This window comes from Ruegeria sp. CDSC054 (assembly GCF_059610645.1).
Window position 1 is genome coordinate 1 of sequence record NZ_JBXWOA010000002.1, and the last position, 17,894, is coordinate 17,894.

The window sequence follows — 17,894 nt, forward strand, 5'->3', positions numbered from 1 at the left end:
TGACTTCGGAGAGAACCAAGACCCCGGCGGACAACAAATCCAACGCCCTTGACAATACCGCGATCAGAGAACCGCTTTCGGCGTTCAATAAAACTACCAAGGTATGTTCGCTTGTGTTGGCGGTAAAACACACTTTACGTACGTGGGCCTGTCTCCAACCATGGCTCGAAAGGGTATATCTTAAAACCGCCATCCCGCATCCGTTAAGGCTGAAATCACCTCTTCTGATAAATCTGGACTGGAATAAAACACAGCTAGTACAAGATCTGGCCTGAACTCTGGCCAGGACTGTTTAAGTTGTTTTAGTGTTGCCTTTGCTTCTTCGAATTCACCCAAACTCTGATGGGCAGCCGCCAAATAAACCAAAGAGAGCGCGCTGACCGGGTCCCCATTGTCACTCGCAAATTTCAAAGACGCGATTGCTTCCCTAAACTCACCGATGTGAAAACTGGCAACCGCGTGAATGTTCCTGTGGGCAAACCGATGACTTCCTATCTCTCTGGGGTGGCTTGGGTCGCTGACGTCATACGCTTCTTCAAAGCGACCCATAACCAGTAGTATCACGCCGCGAAAGTCCAGAACGTTTCCGTCATTGGGTCGAAGCGACTGGGCGAGTGCTGAATACTCCAATGCTCTGTCATAGTCGCGAGAAACGTAAGATACCCATGCCATTGCCGATTGGCTCCAGCCGTTTGAGGGCGCAATGTCCACAGCTTTCTGTGCCATTTGTCCTGAATTCAGTATCAGCGCGTCACGCTCTTCCTCGCTTCGCGTTAGTAGAGCCTGGGTTCCCAGACTATGGGCCAATCCGGCATATCCACAGTAAAAATCGGGAGCCTCATTTATTGCCATTCTAAATATGTCGCTGGCCAGGATCTGGTTATCGATAGTTGCGATTGGAAAGAGCAGGCCCCGAGCTTGATCGCAGTAGTTTGACGCCTGTACTGCAGCGGGTGATTTAGCGGATAGAGCCTGTCGCTCAAGTGAGCGCGCGGATGTCTTTGGGTTTAGATCAACAATCTGTTCCATGCGCCCGCCCAAGATGTAAGCAAGAGCAATGATACCTATGGTGACAGCAGGGATGCCAATCAGCCAGGGTAATCCTGACCCGAATGGCGTGTGATCGACATTGCTCTGAATTGTACCAGAGCGGTCCTCGAACCAAGGCGCGTAGCCGCCGCTATCAATGTGAATGCGCAGATCGTCTCCAGCACCTGCCGTTTCATAGTACTGCTGAAGTTTCCGCCGTAACCGCCCCGCATCCACACGAACAACGTTGATGTGGCCGTCATCACTGGCAAAACTCTTGAAGTAAACATCCTGAGCGATTGTTTTGCCAAGAATAGCCTCGGATCTACCCGCAATGGCCTCTTCGACAACGTAGCTCAGAAAATTCCGAAGGCGTTCCGCCTTGCCAAATATGTCACTCGCCAATACCTGGTCCAGCGCGTACTTCACACGGGTCGCGTGACGTTCCGGATCAATGGTCAATTCTCTGTCGGGCATCTGAAACTTCAAGTTTCTCTGTATTTTCAACTCCATACTGTCAAATGAATATTTGAATGTCACCCTAATTTCACGGTGTAACCCTTCCGCGTTGCGCGATGTGCCCTCAGCCTGGTGCCTAGAGATGGACTAGGCGCCAGGGCAATGACGGACATCAACTTACTAGAGCTCGCTTTTCCGGACCAAATCAGCCGCATCCGCGTCATGCGAAAGAACCATCGTGGATTCGAGGCACTTTGCGATGACTTCGAGTTGCTCTCAACCGAGTTGGAGAGGGTCCGGAAGGTCAATGAGCAGACGTCACCATGTCTGATCGATCCTGTCACCGAAAGCCTAGACGGGCTGGCCGAGGAAATCGCCGAGCATCTCTCTCGATTCACCAATTCAGAGATTGTCCCGAAAGCCATTTCAGAAGTGGTTCCCATATTCACCCAGGCTCGAACAAAGGACTGAAAATATGCTGCAAGACAGACAGAGGAAGTCAATTAAGTCACTCAGCGCACTCGCCGTCGCAGCGACATTGTTCGCCACAAATGCGTTCGGTCAGGCTCCTCCGGTACAGGAGCCCTCATCCCAAGAAGATATTGAGGCCGCACTGACTGGCGGCGTCCCAATGGGACGTTGGAAAGAGGGTCTGACCTTTGAGGGCATCTCTCCTCAACCGTGGTTGAAAAGTGCGGCGAACTGGTTCCCACGCACAGAAGATGTACAGCCCAACGAGATGAGAATTATCTTCATGGGATCTGCCCCGTTCATTCGCCCTGGGCAAATGAACACAGCAATTCTTGTTGAGCTGGGTAACGGTAAGATTTTCATGTTTGACATTGGTGAAGGCTCACCAGCGAACATCATTGCCAGTGGATATGCACTGAATGAAATTACCGATGTTTTCATCACGCACCTGCACGTGGACCACTTTGGTGGGCTGCCGTACCTGTGGATGTTCGGAACCTGGGCAGGTGGATGGCACGAGCAGTTGACGGTCCACGGCCCATCCGGCCGCACCAAGGAGTACGGCACCGCAACGATGGTAGAAGGCATGAAAATGATGACCGGCTGGCACCGGGATGCGTTCAGCGTCTTTCCCGTTGGCAAAGGTTGGGACATCGAAGTCAACGAATTTGATTTCCGTGACAATGGTGGCGTGATCTATGATGAAGACGGGGTCAAAGTCACACACTGGCAAAGAAGCCATGCCAAGGACGGTGCGTCCGGATACCGGATGGATTGGAATGGCATGTGCTTCATCTGGACGGGTGACGGTCGACCCAACATGATCGATGTTCCTTTTGCCAAAGGCTGTGATGTCTTCGTCACGGAACAGCAGCAGGAAATCATCGAAATCTCATCCGGAGTTCAAGGCGTGCCGCCATTCCTCGGGCGGTATACCGTCGATACCCATCACACGCCCAGCTATGCGGCCGGCTACATTGCCAACCTGGTGCAACCCAGGCTTTTGATGAACACTCACATGAGCTATGACCCCTATCAGATCGAGGAAACCGTAGCGGAAATCCGAGAGCATTGGAAAGGCCCCTATCACTTTGGAGCGCCTGACGGGATCGTTGTGAACGTCACCAAAGATCAGATATGGGTTCGCGAAGGCATATTGCCCGAGTTTCCAAACTCACGTGCGCCGCAGTTTGACTTTAGCAATGGTCAATTGATCGTGCCGAAGCCACCCCATCGGCGCGAAGACATTCAAGAACCCTACGTGCGCGATATGGAGATCGATCCTAAGCTGTACTATCCCGAGGGATATCATCCTGAGCTGCTGACAGAGTGGCCAGTTGATGACGACCTTGTTGTTCCTCTGGAAGCGCTTCCCGAAAATCTGAAAGAGAGTATGGGCGCGGCGTGGCGCCATCGTGAAGCCAACCGCAAAGTGTTGGAAGAGCAAGGTGACAACTAAGTCATCATGACAAACAGGGCGATCACTCGTAAGTTTGGGTGGTCGTTCGAATTTTCCGGAAACATCACGAAGGAATGAAGTCTTGTTAATCGTACTCGGCCTCTACTTTGGAATAGTCTGGCTGGTCTTTTCCAAGTTTCACCTTCTCCCCTGGAATGGATTCTGGAAAACTCTGGTTTACGGTGTAGCCGCTGTTATCGCTCTGGTGGTCATCGGTGCGCTGAACCACTCAACTCCGACTGGCCCGGTATCCATTCAGGGTGTTTCAACGAATATTGCTCCGAACGTGGCGGGCACGGTTACAGAAGTCGTTGTGGAGCCAAACCAGGAAGTCGCAAAGGACGAGACCCTATTCCGGATAGATAATGAGGTTTTCAAAGCCGAGGTTTCCCGGCTCGAAGCTGTCTTGGAAACTGCAAAGTCATCTGCCGATCAACTGGTATCAGATTTATCAGCTGCCGAGGCCGAGATTGAATCCCTGACTGCTCAGCTGACTTTCGGAATTCAGCGTCGTGATGACATCATCCGTTTGGAAGAACGCGGGGCATCAACCACGTTCCAACTGCAAGAAGCTGTCTCAACCATCGACCAGTTGACCGCGAATATCCGCGCAGCAGAAGCCCGGAAGACAAGCCTTGAGCGACGTATCGCCGCGAAGATCGACGGGCGTGACGCAGGTGTTGTGGAGGCCGAGCAGACACTTGCGCAAGCTCTTTGGGATTTAGAGCAAACAGTTGTAAAAGCGCCGGGAAACGGCGTTGTCACGGCTGTATCACTCCGACCAGGCAACCGCGCCACTCCGCTACAAGGGGCAATAACTTTTGTCAAACCTGGGGACTATGCAGTAATTGCAACTCTGCCCCAATCCAGTCGCGCTAATGTTTCGGTCGGTGATGAAATCCGGCTGGCATTTAGAACGGAACCCGGTGGAGAAATTACCGGCCGTATTTCCGATTTTCCGGTCGGAACTGTCGAAGGTACTGTTGATCTTAGATCAGGCCTTCCCTCATTGCGCGAACTAGCCGGGATATCCAGCTACATCGTATTGGTTGAACTACCTGCAGATGCAGACAGTAATTCCTTGCAATTTGGAACGTCAGGAACAGCTTTGGTCAAGACAGACAAAGCCGGAGCCATTGGTGTTTTGGCAGAGATCCTTTTCTGGATCACTAAAAAGCTCAATTATCTTTGAAAAACTAAGCCAAAGCATCTGTGTCATCAATGAAAACTGTTGAACTCAAATCCTTGGTGTTTCGGTGGCCCGGTCAACCTGACCCGGTTCTCTCAGTCGATAGCTTCGATCTTGAGGTCGGGGAAAGCGTGTTTATGAGAGGCCCCAGTGGCAGCGGAAAGACCACGTTGCTCTCGGCAATTGCTGGCGTGATCGATGTACCGCAAAGCGCGGTTCGCGTTGCAGGCACGGATGTCGGCGCTTTGGCCGGAGGTGATCGTGACCGTTTTCGCGTGGATCATTTGGGGATTGTTTTCCAGGTCTTTAATCTCTTGCCTTGGCTCAGTGCGCTTGAAAACACGTTGCTGCCCTGCCGGTTTTCAGCGCAACGGCGCAATCGGTCGGGGCCAGACCCCAAAGCTACCGCAACACGGTTGCTAAGTGATCTGGGTCTTGAGGATGCTGCGCTGATCAATCGACCTGCCAGCGCACTGAGTGTTGGGCAGCAACAACGCGTTGCGGCGGCGCGTGCTCTGATAGGGGCGCCTGAAGTAGTTTTGGCGGATGAACCCACCTCGGCTTTGGATGAGGACGCAAAAGGCTCGTTTGTCCAGTTGTTGTTGAAGGAATGCAAAGCATCAGGGGCGAGTTTGTTATTTGTCAGCCACGATCGCAGCCTGGAAAAACACTTCGATCGGAGCGTTGACTTGCCGATGCTGAACGCGGGCAAAACGTGATGTTCAATCTTTGTTATAAAAGCCTTCTCAATCGCCGCTTTATCGCTGCGTTAACTGTTCTTAGCATTGCCTTGAGCGTGGCTTTGATTGTTGGGGTTGAACGACTGCGAACGGAGGCACGAGCGGGTTTTGCCAATTCTGCATCAGGGATCGACCTGATCATTGCGGCACGCGGAAACGATGTGCAGATCCTGATGGCAACGGTTTTTGGTGTCGGCACAACTGGCGCTGGTATCAGCTGGGACAGCTACGAGATGATCGAAGATCTGCCCCAGATAAGCTGGACAGTGCCAATCATGATGGGTGACAACCATCGTGGATATCCCGTGATCGGAACGTCCGAGCAATATTTTGACCACTTTCGTCATAGTGGCGGCCGGCAACTGATATTTGCTGAAGGTGTTCCGTTTAAATCTCCAGATGGCGCAGTGATTGGAGCAAAAGTTGCTCAGGCTTTCGGGTACACGTCAGGTACTGAAATCGTGAATGCCCATGGCTCAGGGGAAGTCGCCTTTGATGTGCACGACGAAGCGCCATTCACAGTGACCGGCGTGCTGGGGCATACCGAGACGGCCGTCGACAGAATGGTTTTTGTCTCACTCGAGGGTTTTGACGCCTTGCACGAAGAACCTGCATCAGAGGTTGCGGACCCATTCGTTTTGATCGAAGCACCTGAGGTCGTCGGAGAACACGAAGACCATAACACCGCGCATTCCCAGAGCGAAGATCACGCAGACAGCGAATTTGCTGACGGGCATGTGAATCATGGCGAAAGCCATGGACAAGACGATCACCATGCGGAGCACAGCGACCCTGACGAGCACGAAGAAGGGCATCGGGATCATGACGACCGTCATGCTCACGGAAGCGGCCATGAAGACGAGGGGCAAACTGTCACGACCTCTGACGGGCACGATCACGATGGCCATGATCATGAACCGGGGACCATCAACGCGATTTTTGCCGGGCTGAAGGAGAAAACGGCGGTGCTTTCAGTTCAACGGCAACTGGCAGACCATCGCGACGAGGCACTGACCGCTGTTCTTCCTAATGTTGCGCTGCTGCAGCTTTGGTCGATTACCAGTACGGCCGAGACTGCGCTGCGTCTGATGGCAGGCGCTGTGGCAGTGGCTGGAATGATTGGCATGGTGGTCATGTTGTCTGCTTCACTCGACAACCGGCGGCGTGAATTTGCGATCCTTCGATCCGTGGGCGCAACACCAGCCGGCGTCTTTTCCCTGATCTTGCTTGAAGCCGTTTTATTGTTGTCGGCCGGTATCGTGCTTGGAGTAATCGCGCTCAGCGCTCTCACGCTCGTGATAGATCCGCTTCTTGCCGCAAATTTTGGGCTTCGCATCGGTGTTGGCGTGCCGAGTTTTCGCGAGGTTCTTCTCATAGCCCTCGTTTTCTGCTCTGGTCTTCTTGCCAGTATTATACCTGCGTTAAGGGTGTACCGTATGACGCTATCAGACGGACTGTCGGTGCGGCTTTGAATAAAAGGATCCGCTGAAATGAAGACCATTGCGCATTTTCTGAATATCTTATTCGCCCTTGCGATTGCGGGGCCTCTTCTAGCAGCGGATCCGCGCAACATAAGTTGGCAGGATCTCCTTCCTGAAGAGCGGCCCTACTACGATCCTTTTACCACCCTAGAATATTCTCAGGTCAATGCGTTGGCCATGCTTTATCGGATTGAGGTTCTGCATGCGGACACTGCGGATGACGAGAAGCGCGCCGAAGCGTTTCAGATACGCGAAGACCTCGTATCTCAAGGCCTTGACCCAGATTGGTTGTTTGAACAACGCGAAATTGTGATGAACCAACGGTTGATTGCCGCGCGCGAACCGAACCTTGACCTTTTGGGAGAGAACGTGCGCCTTCCCGGCTATCTCCTTCCCCTGGATATTGTCGACCAGAAGGCGGTCGAATTCCTTCTGGTTCCGACAGTTGGAGCCTGCATTCACACACCACCACCTCCAGCCAATCAGATGGTTTATGTGCGATACGAACAAGGCTTCGAAATCGATGAGTTATATAAGCCAGTCTGGATAAGCGGAGAAATGCGGGCACTCCGTCGATCCCAATCGCTCAACTATGTAGATGGCCAAGCCAATATCGAAACTTCATATGCGATGGATGCGCTGGCAGTAGAAATCTATGACTGATCAGCCAGACTAGGGGCCCGTTCTTCGGCTTCGCCGGAATACATATTTGCCCCCTTGTAGCAGAATCGTTGGTTCGTGCAGATATGACGCTGCAAATCTCATCTGAAGCTCCTTAATGATCAAAACGGCGACTTTTTGACATGATCGGCCAATTTGTGATCACACCATTCTGCGCGTACGGGTTTCACAAGCACACCCGGCAACGCACGCTGGTTAATCAGCTTATCATAAGTAGCGAGAACTCCTTTTCATTGCTCTTGATCGATCATGTTGTCTTTTTGACTTATTGATCAGAGTTCTTAATTGACTCGCATACCGCGCTTGTAAGCCGCCATTCGTGCGTGTCGCAGCATCCGTTAGTTTGGGCTCAGCGCAGACATTCGCTGCAGTTAGCCCTAACGGCAGCTTCGCGCTTCATCGCAGACGTTCGAGGTCGAAGATTTGATATACAACCCCAGGTCGCTGGAAAGCGCCCTCGCGTGGTGTCAGAACCGCATGCGATCTTCCCTTCTTGGTCGTTCGGGTCGATAGTTGCCTTGGCGCCGGCCAGTGTAAGGATCTGTATCGAGATATGTCCCTTGGCTACGACGCATGTATTCGGCGAACTGGGTCAGCGCATCCACCTGATCATCTTTAAGTGCATCCGGAAACCCCAGCAGTTCCCTACGGAACTCATCAAACCAGGGCTTGTCCGTAGGGATGACTAACTTGCCAGATTTAATCCAGTCGGTCTGTGGGATGAAGCGGTCCAGTTTGCTCGTGACCACGTTGACGGGCATGTAAACACCTGCTGCGGTGCGTTTCGATTCATCCAGAAGGTGGATGCCCATGGCCGAGGACTCGATTAGGACCCGATCCGCGCGCCACTGTTTGCGCAATCGAAGAACAGCGTTCCGCACCTCAGTATAATTCGTTCGAGCACGAAAGACGTCGAGCAAATACCATCTCTCTTCATACGCATGCCAACCAAACGTCAGCCCCACCGTAAAGTCAGAACGCGGACCTTCCTTCGCCGCCGTATCCCAACTCTGAACGCGTCGTACAAACACGCTTTCATCCGGCAAGGTATCCACCAGATGCAAGTCGGACATTGAGAGAAATTCGTTTTCACCGTCTGTGGGGTTCTGTTGATACTGTGCTTGGAAGGCAAAATTGCCTATGTCGGCCTTGATCCGATCAAGAACCTCCTACGGTTCCCGCTCTGGGTTCAACAAGTCTCCTGGCCGACGCTTCAACACGCGATTGTTATAGAGCGAGATCTCTTCCGGGATCTCCGCGATCGACGGCAAACACAGATCGTCAAACGTGTCCTTTTCCAAAAGGTAGGCGGAGAAGTCATCCGGGTGCAATCGCTGCTGGATCGAGACAATACGGTCCGTGCGCTTGTCGTTCAGCCGTGAGAATAGGGTCTGGTCGAAGAAGTCACGCAACTCCTGCCGGTACGTATCGTGGCGCATTTCGGAGGGTTTACCCAGATCATCGATGATAATGAGGTTTGCACCGAAGCCAGTTATGCCGCCGCCAAGAGAGACCGATTTGCGCCCGCCTCCTTTAGTGGTTTTCATATGTTCGAACCGGTTGTGTTTGGGATCGACCTTCATCTTTGGAAAGCGGCGCTGATAAAACGGGCTGGTCACCAGCCGTCGAAACTGTTCGGCATGTTCGCGCGCCAGATCTTTGCCGTAACTGACAACAACCACTTTCTTTGTCGGATCGCGTCCAAGCTCAAAGGCTGGCAACAAAACAGATCCACAGATCGATTTCAGATGGCGAGGGGCTATCGAGATCATCAACCGTTGGCACTCACTGGAGGCCACACGCTGAAGGGCGTAACACATAGCCTCCAGGTAAGGCGCCCGGGCAAGCTTTTCGCCCGGACACAAGATACCAAAACTACCCGCAAGGAACGCGTAGAGGTTTTCGCGCATCGCAGCCTCTGCCAACCTTTTGCGATCATCAGAATTCAGGGCATTCATCGTCGATGCCTCCCTGGATGCTGGCAAAAAGCTGATCCGGATCGCTTCCAAACATATCCGCCAGCACTTCCAGGGCGGCCAGGTCTGAACCGGGGTCGGCCGCTGATGCACCTTCGCCACCCGCCAACTCTGCGGCGCGCGCCTCCTGAACCGCGGGCAACAGCTTCAGAACCCGGTCAATTGAACGCATCTCGCCTTTAACCGCCCCATTCACCAGCTGGCGCAGGATTGCCTCCAGCATCGTGACCTCGCGGCGTGATCCATTCTCGGTGATTGAGATTTTCCGAAAGAAGACCTCCTCAAGCATCGACCCGACATTTTTCGACGCTTTCGGCCGCCCTTTCGGATTGCCGGATTGGCCTTTCTTGAACTGGTTTGCTTTGGGCGGTTTGCCGTAGCCGACCTCATACTCTTTCGTATCGTCAGACATGACCCACCTCCTGTTCTGAAGTGGTGTCGTTGGCGGCAGAACGCGCATCGAACGTCTCGCCTGGCACCGCGTGCACGGCGCTCTCACCGGTCATCTTCTGCCAACGGCAGATAGCGACATCGACGTAAACAGAGTCGAGCTCAATGAGCCGCGCCCGGCGTCCGGTTTCTCAGCTGCCAGCAAGGTCGCGCCAGAACCGCCAAAAGTATCCAGCACAACTTCGCCGCGATGGCTCACATCCATGATGGCATCTGCCACCAGTGCAGTTGGCTTTACTGTGGGATGATCCGCGAGATCATCCTCGCGCCCTGCCCCAAAGCTGTTCACACCGGCGTAATCCCAGACGTTGGTCCGGTTACGCCCGTGTTTTCCCAGCTCCACATTGTTGATATGCGCCGCACCTGGTTTCTTGAAGATGCAAACCAGCTCGTGCTTGGAGCGATAAAGGCTGCCCATGCCTCCGTTCGTCTTATTCCAGACGCAAAGATTGATGAGATCGAAACCGCCTGCCTTGCCCGTTGCAATCAGTTCTTCAATGTGACGCCAATCCATAAAGATCATCGCAATGCCCCCGTTTCGCAGACGGCCAAACAACTGGGTGATCATGCCTGAAAGAAAGCCGCGGAACTCGCTATCCGACATTTCTCTCGACGCCATGGCAAACTCGCGGTGATCGCCACCGGTGCCACAGCGGACATGCCCATTGACCGGTACGTTGTAAGGCGGATCAGTGAAGATCATCTGTGGTGTCTCGCCATCCAGCAAGGTGTCGTAGCTCTGGGCTTGCAAGGCATCCCCGCAGAAGATGCGGTGATCTCCGAGAAGCCAGAGGTCGCCCGGCTGCGTGATGACAGGTGCCGCAGCGTCCGGGTTGTCTACAGTTTCAGCTTCGGTCTCCGCAGCCTCGCTCGCAGCGTCGATGATGAAGTCGATCTCCGGCGTTTCGAACCCGGTGATATCCAGATCAAAATCGAGCTCGCCATCAAGGCTGAGATCCATCAGCTTGGCAAACTCGATCTGCAGCGCCGCCTCGTTCCAGTCCGACAATTCCGCCAGCTTGTTATCCGCAATGCGCAGAGCACGCACTTCTGCGTCTGACAAGTGATCCGCGACAACAGTCGGCACGGACGTCAACCCCAGGGCCTTGGCGGCCTCATAGCGGCCATGCCCCGCGATGATTGTGCCCGAACCATCCAACAAGATCGGTGTGACAAAGCCAAACTGGGCCACCGACGCTTTCAGCTTGTCGATATTCTTGGCCGCGTGCACGCGGTTGTTGTTGGCGTAGGGCTTGATCTGGCTGATCTGAGATTGGATGACTTTGTCCGCCATCCAGATCGGCGAGTTGGACGCCTGAACGTCACTTTGTGTTTTCTTGGCAGGCATAACCGCCTCCTTTCGTTTGACGCTCTTTAGCGTCGACAAGAAGGGATCGTGTTGGGAATTTGGAGAGAGCACGAGTAGCAACTCTCCGGACCAATCGATCCGGTTCGTTGCCCCTTCGAATGCTCTCTGCGGAAACCTGTGTTTCCAATGAGTGCTGCCTGCGGGAGCAGTTTCCCGCCCTGATAGTCCGGGCGATTGAGCCAAATGTAGGTGTCATCAATACGAGACGCAACCCCCAAACCAAAAGTAACCAAATCGTAACCAATTAAGATTGTTGACGAATAATCGGGGGTACAGCAGCAGCGCCCTGCAAAACACACCCCTTCTGAGGCTGCTCAAGAAAGGGCTGGACTGTTGCTATAAACCACGCATCACTGGTTCTACGCCCGAGCCATTCGGGCGCTCCTCGGTACCGGGGTTCGGCATCTCGCTGACCCAAGATCAGAGGAGACAATACATGTCCAAATCCAAACAAACCAAAATTGACAAGGTACAAGCCTTGTTGCGCCGCCCGAGTAGCGCCAGCCTTGAGGCGTTCTGCAAAACAACAGGGTGGCAATCTCATTCGGTCCGAGCGGCTCTAAGCAGTCTGCGGAAGAAAGGCGTCACAATTGAACGGCGGACATCCGACAAACCACATGGGCCTTCCACATATCACCTGACGGTGGGAACAGGAGAAGAGTCATGACCACGACTAGCGATGTCGCCGATCTCGCCGCCATGGGTCGATCGGATCTGGTCACGATTTGGCAACAACTGTTTGATCAACCCACCCCGGCCATGCTCAGCCAACCCTTCCTGCGCCGTTTTATCGCCTTTGAGATGCAGTTCCGCCGTCATGGCGGGCTACCCCGGCAGGTCAAAGCCACGCTGGACAAGGGCGCTGAGAAGAAGCCCCGGCCTGCCTGTCCTACCCTAAAACCCGGTGGGCGCTTGCTGCGCGAGTGGAATGGCGTGACCCATATGGTCGATGTGACAGGGAACGGCTTCACTTGGAACGGTCGGTCCTATCGCTCGCTCTCCGCCATCGCCCGAGAGATTACCGGCGCGCATTGGTCAGGGCCGCGTTTCTTTAGGCTCAGCAGCAAGGGGGCCAAATGAGCCCGCGCCGCAAAATCCGATGCGCCATATACACGCGCAAGTCCTCAGAAGATGGTCTGGATCAGGACTTTAATTCCCTGGACGCGCAATATGAGGCCTGCGCAGCCTATATCGCCAGCCAGCGACATGAAGGCTGGACCTTATTGCCAGTCCGCTACGATGACGGTGGCCTGTCGGGCGGCACCCTAGAGCGCCCTGCCCTTCAGCGTCTTCTTGAAGAGATCGATGCCGGGCGTATCGACATGGTTGTGGTTTACACGATCGACCGGCTGACCCGATCGCTCGCCGATTTCTCCAAGCTGGTCGAACGGTTGGAGAAGGCGAACTGTTCTTTTGTCTCGGTTACACAGGCCTTCAACACCTCATCGTCCATGGGCCGGCTGACCCTCAATGTGTTGTTGTCCTTTGCCCAGTTCGAACGGGAAGTCACTGCGGAACGTATTCGTGACAAGATTGCCGCCTCCAAGAAAAAAGGGCTCTGGATGGGTGGTAACCTGCCCCTTGGTTATGACCGCCACCCCGATCCGAAGGCAAGAACGCTGGTGGTAGATGAAGAGGAGGCCAGAACGGTCCGGCTTCTCTTTGGTCTTTATGAGGAACTGGGTTGTCTGCGCAAAGTAGAAGAACGGGCAACAGCAGAAGGCCTCCGGTCAAAACGGGTCATTCGGACAGATGGCAGTGTGAAGGGGGATTTTCCGTTGTCACGCGGCCAGATTTATTACCTGCTGCGCAACCCGGTTTATCTCGGAAAAGTCCGCCACAAGGATAAGATCTGGAACGGACAACACCCGGCGATCATCGACCAGGGCGTTTGGGACCAGGTGCAGGAGAAAATGCGGCAGGCCTCCAATCGTTCCCGAGCACGCGACGGCTCCCATGCGTGTCAACACTCCACTGACCCCGGGGCCTGGCTCACCGGTCTGCTGCAGGACGAAACTGGTGATCGGTTGACGCCAACCCACACCACGCGCACAGGCCGACGGTTGCGCTACTACATCTCCAATCGACTGATCTCGGGCGGCAAGGATACCTCCGGCTGGCGACTGCCCGGCCCGGCGCTGGAGCACGCAGTCATTGATGTCATCGTTAGACATCTGCAAGACGCCGCCGCCGCGCATCAGGTACTGGCGCAGCCGGAGGCCGGGTCAGCGGAGGCGGTACAGACTTCAGTTGCGGATTTAGTAACCCGGCTTCAACGCCAAGCCGGTCAGGTCGGCGCTGCTCTTCTGGCCAAAGGCAAAATTGCACCAGGTCAGATCGACCTCGAATTGAACCCCAAAACTCTGGCAAGCGCAGTTGGCATTGCTGCGGACCATCTGCACCCGGATCTCACCCACGTCACCGCATCTTTCGGTCTGCGCCGCCGCGGCGTCGAGGCCAAGGTCATCGCCGGAGATATGGCACCCCAACCTGATGCCCACCTCCGGTCCATGCTGGTCCGCGCCCATGGCTGGGCGCGCGATCTAAAAGCCGGAGTTCAACTGATGGAGATCGCACGCCGCGAAAGCGTCCCCGGCGCCTTTATCCGTACCCGCGCTCAGCTCGCCTTTCTCTCACCGAAGATTCAGGCCGCGATTCTCGACGGCACCCAGCCGCCCGAACTCACACTCAAGCGTCTGGTCAGCAAGACCCACCCACTTGATTGGACCGAACAGGAGCGACAGCTCGGTTTCTGACACCTCCAGATCCGGCGTCCCTGATACAAGGTTCGCCCTCCCTGATCCGTCAGCACAATTCTCTGTTCCCACGAGAAAATTCCCTGTTCCACCTTTTAGGGAATTTGCAACATAAACCTCTGAAAAACATGCAGTTCCGATATGAGAAATGACGGAACTCAGACCTGTTCAACGAATATTCCGTGTAAATCGCCGCTTATCAGGGAAATCCCGCCCAAAGCGACCCCGCCGAAATGCGCCACTGAGACTGCCGCCGGAAGTGCGCTCTGAGTGTACGGTCTGCTCTGTCTCTGATTGAAAGCGCATGCTCCAACTCGCGGGAATTGCGGCACAATTCCGGGTCAGAAAACACAACTAAACTGAGACGGGTATGAGTGGCGGGGAGACAGGGATTCGAACCCTGGGAACGCTCTCACGTTCAACGGTTTTCAAGACCGCCGCATTCGACCACTCTGCCACCTCCCCGCGTGGGGCCGGGTCTAAGGCCATAGCGAACCGGTGGCAAGACCAAATAGGGAATTCTTGCCGAAGCGCCTGCTGCGGTCTTTCCATGACACTTTGGCCGCGTTATGATCCGCAGGAAAGACCGAAGCAGGCTGGCAATACAGAACCAGCAATCGGCAGCGGGTCTCGGGAAACGAGGCCCAATCAGGCAAGGGATGACAAGATGAAGCGAGCGACAGAGACACGCGCACATCCGCGAGCGTTAGCGGCTTTGGCCGTTATGTCCGTGGTTTTGGCTGGTTGCGATGAGGTGCTTTCCCCCGACAATGTCTCAGCAGATAGCCAAAGTTCTGATACCCAAGCAGACGGCCGGACCGACCTTTTCCCCATTCCTGACGGTAGCCCGAAAGATGATGTCGAAGCCCCTGAGGTGTTTCAGCTGTCTGAGCCAGGCTTATGGGACGGCCGCCCGTCATTGGGGGGCATTTGGGTTGCCCACCCGGATGTGACACAGCCCGAACGTGTGCGCGTCAAAAATCCCAAGAACAACAAAACGGTCACTGCCGCGCTGTTCCGCCGCGAGCGAAACCTGCCGGGACCCGAACTGCAGCTTTCCTCTGCTGCGGCCGAAAAGCTGGGTATTCTGGCTGGTGCACCTACAAATGTTGATGTCGTCGCCCTGCGTCGCAAGGCGCCCGAACCGAAGCCTGAGCCGGTCGAAGAAAAGCCCGCAGCCGAAGAGACCCCTGTCGAAGAAACCCAAACCGCAGCAGCGGATGAGTCCAAGACCGTCATCGCCGAAAATGAGGCCGCGGAAGCTGAACAGCCAGCCAAGCTCAAGTGGTGGCAACGCAAAAAACCTGCTGCAGCGGCCGGTGCCGCGACTGCGGCTGTTGTAGCCACAGATGCCGAGACCGACACGGCAACCGACACAGCGGCGGAAACAGCCACCGAGGCGGTCGAATCCGCTACAGAGACTGAAAAACCGGCCAAGCCCAAATGGTGGCAGCGCAAAAAACCTGCCGCGGCGGCCGGTACCGCGACTGCAGCGGCCGTGGCCGCTGATGCCGCAACCGATACGGCGACCGACACAGCGACTGAGGTGGTCGAAACGACGGCAGAAGCAGCATCGGCTTCACTGGTGGACCCTGAGGTTACCCCCCCGACTGAACAACCAGCCAAACGTAAATGGTGGCAAAAGAAGAAGCCCGATGAAATCACCGAAACGCCGCTGGACCCGATCGCGGGCGCGGCTGCGGCGATTGACGCAGCCGAACCCACACCGGTCAACACCCCCTCTGCCACAACCGCCGACGCATCGGTAGCCTCCGCGGCCACGGTGTCGTCTTTGTCAAAGCCGTTTGTTCAGGTCGGCACTTTCGGGGTTGAAACCAACGCCAAAAGCGCTGCCAACAAGATCCGCCGCAACGGAATGCCTGCCGAAGTGCGAGAACTGACCTCGGACGGCAAAACGGTCTGGAGGGTCCTGGTCGGCCCAGCAACGTCGCGTTCGGAACGCAATGCCATGCAACGCGATGTCAAAGACTTGGGCTTTAACGACGCGTTCACCGTCAAAAACTGAAACAAAGGAGGCCCCCATGCTGTCCTCACTGCGATCATCTGTTTTGACCCTCGGGCTGGCGCTGATTGCCCTGCCCGCACACGCTTTCGACACAACCGCCCGCGCGGCCTATGTGATCGATCAGACGACCGGAACGGTTCTGCTGTCAAAAGAAGCCGACCAGCCCCTGCCGCCTGCGTCGATGTCCAAACTGATGACGCTCTACGTCGCGTTTGAGGCGCTGCGCGATGGCCGCCTGACCCTGGGTGAAACTTTGCCCGTGTCGGAGCACGCCATGAGCTATGGTGGCTCGACCATGTTCCTGAACACGCAGGATCGTGTCAGCGTCGAGGATCTGCTGCGTGGCATCATCGTATTGTCTGGTAACGACGCATGCGTGGTGATTGCCGAGGCGCTAAGCCCTGATGGGACCGAGGCCGGGTTTGCCCGCTACATGACACAGCGCGCCAAGCAGATGGGCATGGACAACTCGAACTTCGCCAACTCGAACGGATGGCCGGCGGCAGGCCACATGATGTCGGTCCATGACCTTGCCGTATTGGCCAACCGGCTGATCAGCGACTTCCCCGAATACTACCCTCTGTTCGCTGAAGAAGAGTTTGAATTTGATGGCCGTGCGCCGTCGAACAAACGCAACCGCAACCCTCTGCTGAAACTGGGGATCGGGGCCGACGGCCTGAAAACCGGACACACGCAAGAGGCAGGCTATGGCCTTGTCGGTTCGGCCAAGCAGGGCGACCGTCGTGTGGTCTTTGTTCTGACTGGTCTCGACAGCACCGCCCGCCGCGCAGAGGAGGCTGAGGCCGTGGTTAACTGGTCGTTTCGCAATTTTGTCGAGAGGACCATTGCCGACGCCGAAACGCCAATAGCCGAAGCCCAGATTTGGATGGGCGCCGAAAAAACTGTTGGGCTGGTGCCCGAAGGGGATCTGACCCTGTTGTTCCCTGTTCTCAATGACAAGAATGTTGAGGCCGAAGTCGTCTATGAAGGTCCGATCAACGCGCCTGTGGAAGAAGGGCAAAAACTGGCTGAGCTGGTGATCACACCAGAAGGCTTGCCGGAAATCCGCCGCCCACTGTTCGCGGCCAAAGACGTGCCTGTTGGCGGGTTTGTCGTGCGCATGAAAACCGTAGGCGGTATTGTTCTGGAAGACGTGATCGGCAATCCGCTGGAGGCAATGTGACGAAGGTTGGGTTGTTTCTGACCTTCGAAGGCATTGACGGGTCTGGGAAATCATCACAAGCGCGCATGCTTGCAGATCATTTGCGCGGCCTCGGTCACGATGTGGTTCTGACCCGCGAACCCGGAGGGTCCGCAGGCGCTGAAGAAATCCGAAGCCTCGTTCTGGAAGGCGACCCGGATCGCTGGTCAGCGGAAACGGAAATTTTGCTGTTCACTGCTGCGCGCCGTGATCATCTGGAACGCACGATCAGGCCCGCGCTGGCCGAAGGCAAAGTTGTGATCTGTGACCGTTTCGCTGACAGTACCCGCATGTATCAGGGCCTGTCGCGCGGCGATCTACGCGGTTTGGTCGATCAGCTGCACGACCTGATGATCGGACGCGAACCCGATCTAACCGTCTTGATCGACATGGACCCCGAAACCGGCCTGTCCCGCGCAAAGGGGCGTCAGGGAACAGAAGAACGGTTCGAAGATTTTGGTCTGGATCTGCAGCAGCAGATGCGTGCGGGGTTTCTGGCCCTCGCGGATGAATTTTCCGACCGTTTCCGCGTGGTTGATGGCAACCGGGACATGGACAGGGTTGCACAGGATGTGACAGATATCGTTCTGCAAGCTTTGCGATAGAC

At 55.4% G+C, this 17,894-nt stretch carries 17 protein-coding genes and 1 tRNA gene; 12 read left to right on the forward strand and 6 right to left on the reverse strand.

What is annotated here, in order from left to right; translation table 11 throughout:
• Positions 1 to 180 precede the first annotated feature (180 nt).
• Positions 181 to 1,569 carry a tetratricopeptide repeat protein gene (locus AC2FGC_RS03930; RefSeq protein ID WP_496781466.1) on the reverse strand — a complete coding sequence of 463 codons (1,389 nt, stop codon included), beginning with the start codon at positions 1,567 to 1,569 and terminating at the stop codon, positions 181 to 183.
• 81 nt (positions 1,570 to 1,650) lie between these two features.
• Here AC2FGC_RS03930 and AC2FGC_RS03935 point away from each other — a divergent pair, with 81 nt between their 5' ends.
• The 6 genes from AC2FGC_RS03935 to AC2FGC_RS03960 are packed head-to-tail and all read left to right on the forward strand — an operon-like array spanning position 1,651 to position 7,491.
• On the forward strand, positions 1,651 to 1,959 hold the full coding sequence (locus AC2FGC_RS03935) for a hypothetical protein (RefSeq protein ID WP_496724568.1): 309 nt from the start codon (positions 1,651 to 1,653) through the stop codon (positions 1,957 to 1,959).
• A 4-nt stretch (positions 1,960 to 1,963) separates the two neighbouring features.
• Positions 1,964 to 3,418 (forward strand): guanitoxin biosynthesis MBL fold metallo-hydrolase GntH, encoded by a 1,455-nt coding sequence (gene gntH / locus AC2FGC_RS03940; protein ID WP_496724566.1) that lies wholly within the window; start codon positions 1,964 to 1,966, stop codon positions 3,416 to 3,418.
• A 34-nt stretch (positions 3,419 to 3,452) separates the two neighbouring features.
• A complete protein-coding gene (locus AC2FGC_RS03945; protein WP_496781468.1) occupies positions 3,453 to 4,610 on the forward strand; it encodes an HlyD family secretion protein in 1,158 nt (385 codons plus the stop codon).
• Between the two features lie 29 nt (positions 4,611 to 4,639).
• The gene (locus tag AC2FGC_RS03950) at positions 4,640 to 5,326 is read left to right on the forward strand and encodes an ABC transporter ATP-binding protein (RefSeq protein ID WP_496781470.1); all 687 of its coding nucleotides are present in this window, start codon (positions 4,640 to 4,642) and stop codon (positions 5,324 to 5,326) included.
• Positions 5,326 to 6,819, forward strand: a complete 1,494-nt coding sequence (locus AC2FGC_RS03955) for an ABC transporter permease (protein ID WP_496781472.1) — start codon at positions 5,326 to 5,328, stop codon at positions 6,817 to 6,819. The genes AC2FGC_RS03950 and AC2FGC_RS03955 overlap by 1 nt, the downstream gene beginning before the upstream one ends.
• An 18-nt stretch (positions 6,820 to 6,837) precedes the next feature.
• Positions 6,838 to 7,491: a DUF3299 domain-containing protein gene (locus AC2FGC_RS03960; RefSeq protein WP_496781475.1), complete on the forward strand. Its 654-nt coding sequence runs from the start codon at positions 6,838 to 6,840 to the stop codon at positions 7,489 to 7,491.
• A gap of 485 nt (positions 7,492 to 7,976) precedes the next feature.
• On the opposite strand, the gene terL is transcribed toward AC2FGC_RS03960, so the two are convergent.
• The 4 genes from terL to AC2FGC_RS03980 all read right to left on the reverse strand — a co-directional run bounded on the left by terL (position 7,977) and on the right by AC2FGC_RS03980 (position 11,283).
• Positions 7,977 to 8,582, reverse strand: a complete 606-nt coding sequence (gene terL / locus AC2FGC_RS03965; protein WP_496781478.1) for a phage terminase large subunit — start codon at positions 8,580 to 8,582, stop codon at positions 7,977 to 7,979.
• Positions 8,583 to 8,678: 96 nt separating this feature from the next.
• The gene (locus tag AC2FGC_RS03970) at positions 8,679 to 9,467 is read right to left on the reverse strand and encodes a hypothetical protein (RefSeq protein WP_496724554.1); all 789 of its coding nucleotides are present in this window, start codon (positions 9,465 to 9,467) and stop codon (positions 8,679 to 8,681) included.
• On the reverse strand, positions 9,448 to 9,897 hold the full coding sequence (locus tag AC2FGC_RS03975) for a DUF5681 domain-containing protein (protein WP_496724552.1): 450 nt from the start codon (positions 9,895 to 9,897) through the stop codon (positions 9,448 to 9,450). Before AC2FGC_RS03975 ends, AC2FGC_RS03970 begins: the two co-directional genes overlap by 20 nt.
• Before the next feature lie 90 nt (positions 9,898 to 9,987).
• Positions 9,988 to 11,283 carry a site-specific DNA-methyltransferase gene (locus AC2FGC_RS03980; RefSeq protein WP_496781480.1) on the reverse strand — a complete coding sequence of 432 codons (1,296 nt, stop codon included), beginning with the start codon at positions 11,281 to 11,283 and terminating at the stop codon, positions 9,988 to 9,990.
• A gap of 457 nt (positions 11,284 to 11,740) precedes the next feature.
• Between AC2FGC_RS03980 and AC2FGC_RS03985 the strand changes: the two genes are divergently transcribed.
• The 3 genes from AC2FGC_RS03985 to AC2FGC_RS03995 are packed head-to-tail and all read left to right on the forward strand — an operon-like array spanning position 11,741 to position 14,060.
• The gene (locus AC2FGC_RS03985) at positions 11,741 to 11,971 is read left to right on the forward strand and encodes a DUF3489 domain-containing protein (RefSeq protein WP_496724548.1); all 231 of its coding nucleotides are present in this window, start codon (positions 11,741 to 11,743) and stop codon (positions 11,969 to 11,971) included.
• A complete protein-coding gene (locus AC2FGC_RS03990) occupies positions 11,968 to 12,384 on the forward strand; it encodes a DUF2924 domain-containing protein (RefSeq protein ID WP_496724546.1) in 417 nt (138 codons plus the stop codon). Before AC2FGC_RS03985 ends, AC2FGC_RS03990 begins: the two co-directional genes overlap by 4 nt.
• The gene (locus AC2FGC_RS03995; protein ID WP_496724544.1) at positions 12,381 to 14,060 is read left to right on the forward strand and encodes a recombinase family protein; all 1,680 of its coding nucleotides are present in this window, start codon (positions 12,381 to 12,383) and stop codon (positions 14,058 to 14,060) included. The genes AC2FGC_RS03990 and AC2FGC_RS03995 overlap by 4 nt, the downstream gene beginning before the upstream one ends.
• A 375-nt stretch (positions 14,061 to 14,435) precedes the next feature.
• On the opposite strand, the gene AC2FGC_RS04000 is transcribed toward AC2FGC_RS03995, so the two are convergent.
• A tRNA-Ser gene (locus AC2FGC_RS04000) sits at positions 14,436 to 14,525 on the reverse strand.
• A 202-nt stretch (positions 14,526 to 14,727) separates the two neighbouring features.
• Here AC2FGC_RS04000 and AC2FGC_RS04005 point away from each other — a divergent pair.
• The 3 genes from AC2FGC_RS04005 to tmk are packed head-to-tail and all read left to right on the forward strand — an operon-like array spanning position 14,728 to position 17,892.
• Complete coding sequence (locus AC2FGC_RS04005) at positions 14,728 to 16,086, forward strand: SPOR domain-containing protein (RefSeq protein ID WP_496724542.1); 1,359 nt, start codon at positions 14,728 to 14,730, stop codon at positions 16,084 to 16,086.
• A 16-nt stretch (positions 16,087 to 16,102) separates the two neighbouring features.
• The gene (locus tag AC2FGC_RS04010; protein ID WP_496781482.1) at positions 16,103 to 17,269 is read left to right on the forward strand and encodes a D-alanyl-D-alanine carboxypeptidase family protein; all 1,167 of its coding nucleotides are present in this window, start codon (positions 16,103 to 16,105) and stop codon (positions 17,267 to 17,269) included.
• A complete protein-coding gene (gene tmk / locus AC2FGC_RS04015) occupies positions 17,266 to 17,892 on the forward strand; it encodes a dTMP kinase (protein ID WP_496724538.1) in 627 nt (208 codons plus the stop codon). The genes AC2FGC_RS04010 and tmk overlap by 4 nt, the downstream gene beginning before the upstream one ends.
• Positions 17,893 to 17,894 lie beyond the last annotated feature (2 nt).

What these genes read in the sequence shown, in the direction of transcription:
- AC2FGC_RS03935 (WP_496724568.1), top strand. Translation starts at nt 1,651, where the DNA reads ATGACGGACATCAACTTACTAGAGCTCGCTTTTCCGGACCAAATCAGC.
- gntH (WP_496724566.1), top strand. Translation starts at nt 1,964, where the DNA reads ATGCTGCAAGACAGACAGAGGAAGTCAATTAAGTCACTCAGCGCACTC.
- AC2FGC_RS03950 (WP_496781470.1), top strand. Translation starts at nt 4,640, where the DNA reads ATGAAAACTGTTGAACTCAAATCCTTGGTGTTTCGGTGGCCCGGTCAA.
- AC2FGC_RS03955 (WP_496781472.1), top strand. Translation starts at nt 5,326, where the DNA reads ATGTTCAATCTTTGTTATAAAAGCCTTCTCAATCGCCGCTTTATCGCT.
- AC2FGC_RS03960 (WP_496781475.1), top strand. Translation starts at nt 6,838, where the DNA reads ATGAAGACCATTGCGCATTTTCTGAATATCTTATTCGCCCTTGCGATT.
- terL (WP_496781478.1), bottom strand. Translation starts at nt 8,582, where the DNA reads ATGTCCGACTTGCATCTGGTGGATACCTTGCCGGATGAAAGCGTGTTT.
- AC2FGC_RS03970 (WP_496724554.1), bottom strand. Translation starts at nt 9,467, where the DNA reads ATGAATGCCCTGAATTCTGATGATCGCAAAAGGTTGGCAGAGGCTGCG.
- AC2FGC_RS03975 (WP_496724552.1), bottom strand. Translation starts at nt 9,897, where the DNA reads ATGTCTGACGATACGAAAGAGTATGAGGTCGGCTACGGCAAACCGCCC.
- AC2FGC_RS03980 (WP_496781480.1), bottom strand. Translation starts at nt 11,283, where the DNA reads ATGCCTGCCAAGAAAACACAAAGTGACGTTCAGGCGTCCAACTCGCCG.
- AC2FGC_RS03985 (WP_496724548.1), top strand. Translation starts at nt 11,741, where the DNA reads ATGTCCAAATCCAAACAAACCAAAATTGACAAGGTACAAGCCTTGTTG.
- AC2FGC_RS03990 (WP_496724546.1), top strand. Translation starts at nt 11,968, where the DNA reads ATGACCACGACTAGCGATGTCGCCGATCTCGCCGCCATGGGTCGATCG.
- AC2FGC_RS03995 (WP_496724544.1), top strand. Translation starts at nt 12,381, where the DNA reads ATGAGCCCGCGCCGCAAAATCCGATGCGCCATATACACGCGCAAGTCC.
- AC2FGC_RS04005 (WP_496724542.1), top strand. Translation starts at nt 14,728, where the DNA reads ATGAAGCGAGCGACAGAGACACGCGCACATCCGCGAGCGTTAGCGGCT.
- AC2FGC_RS04010 (WP_496781482.1), top strand. Translation starts at nt 16,103, where the DNA reads ATGCTGTCCTCACTGCGATCATCTGTTTTGACCCTCGGGCTGGCGCTG.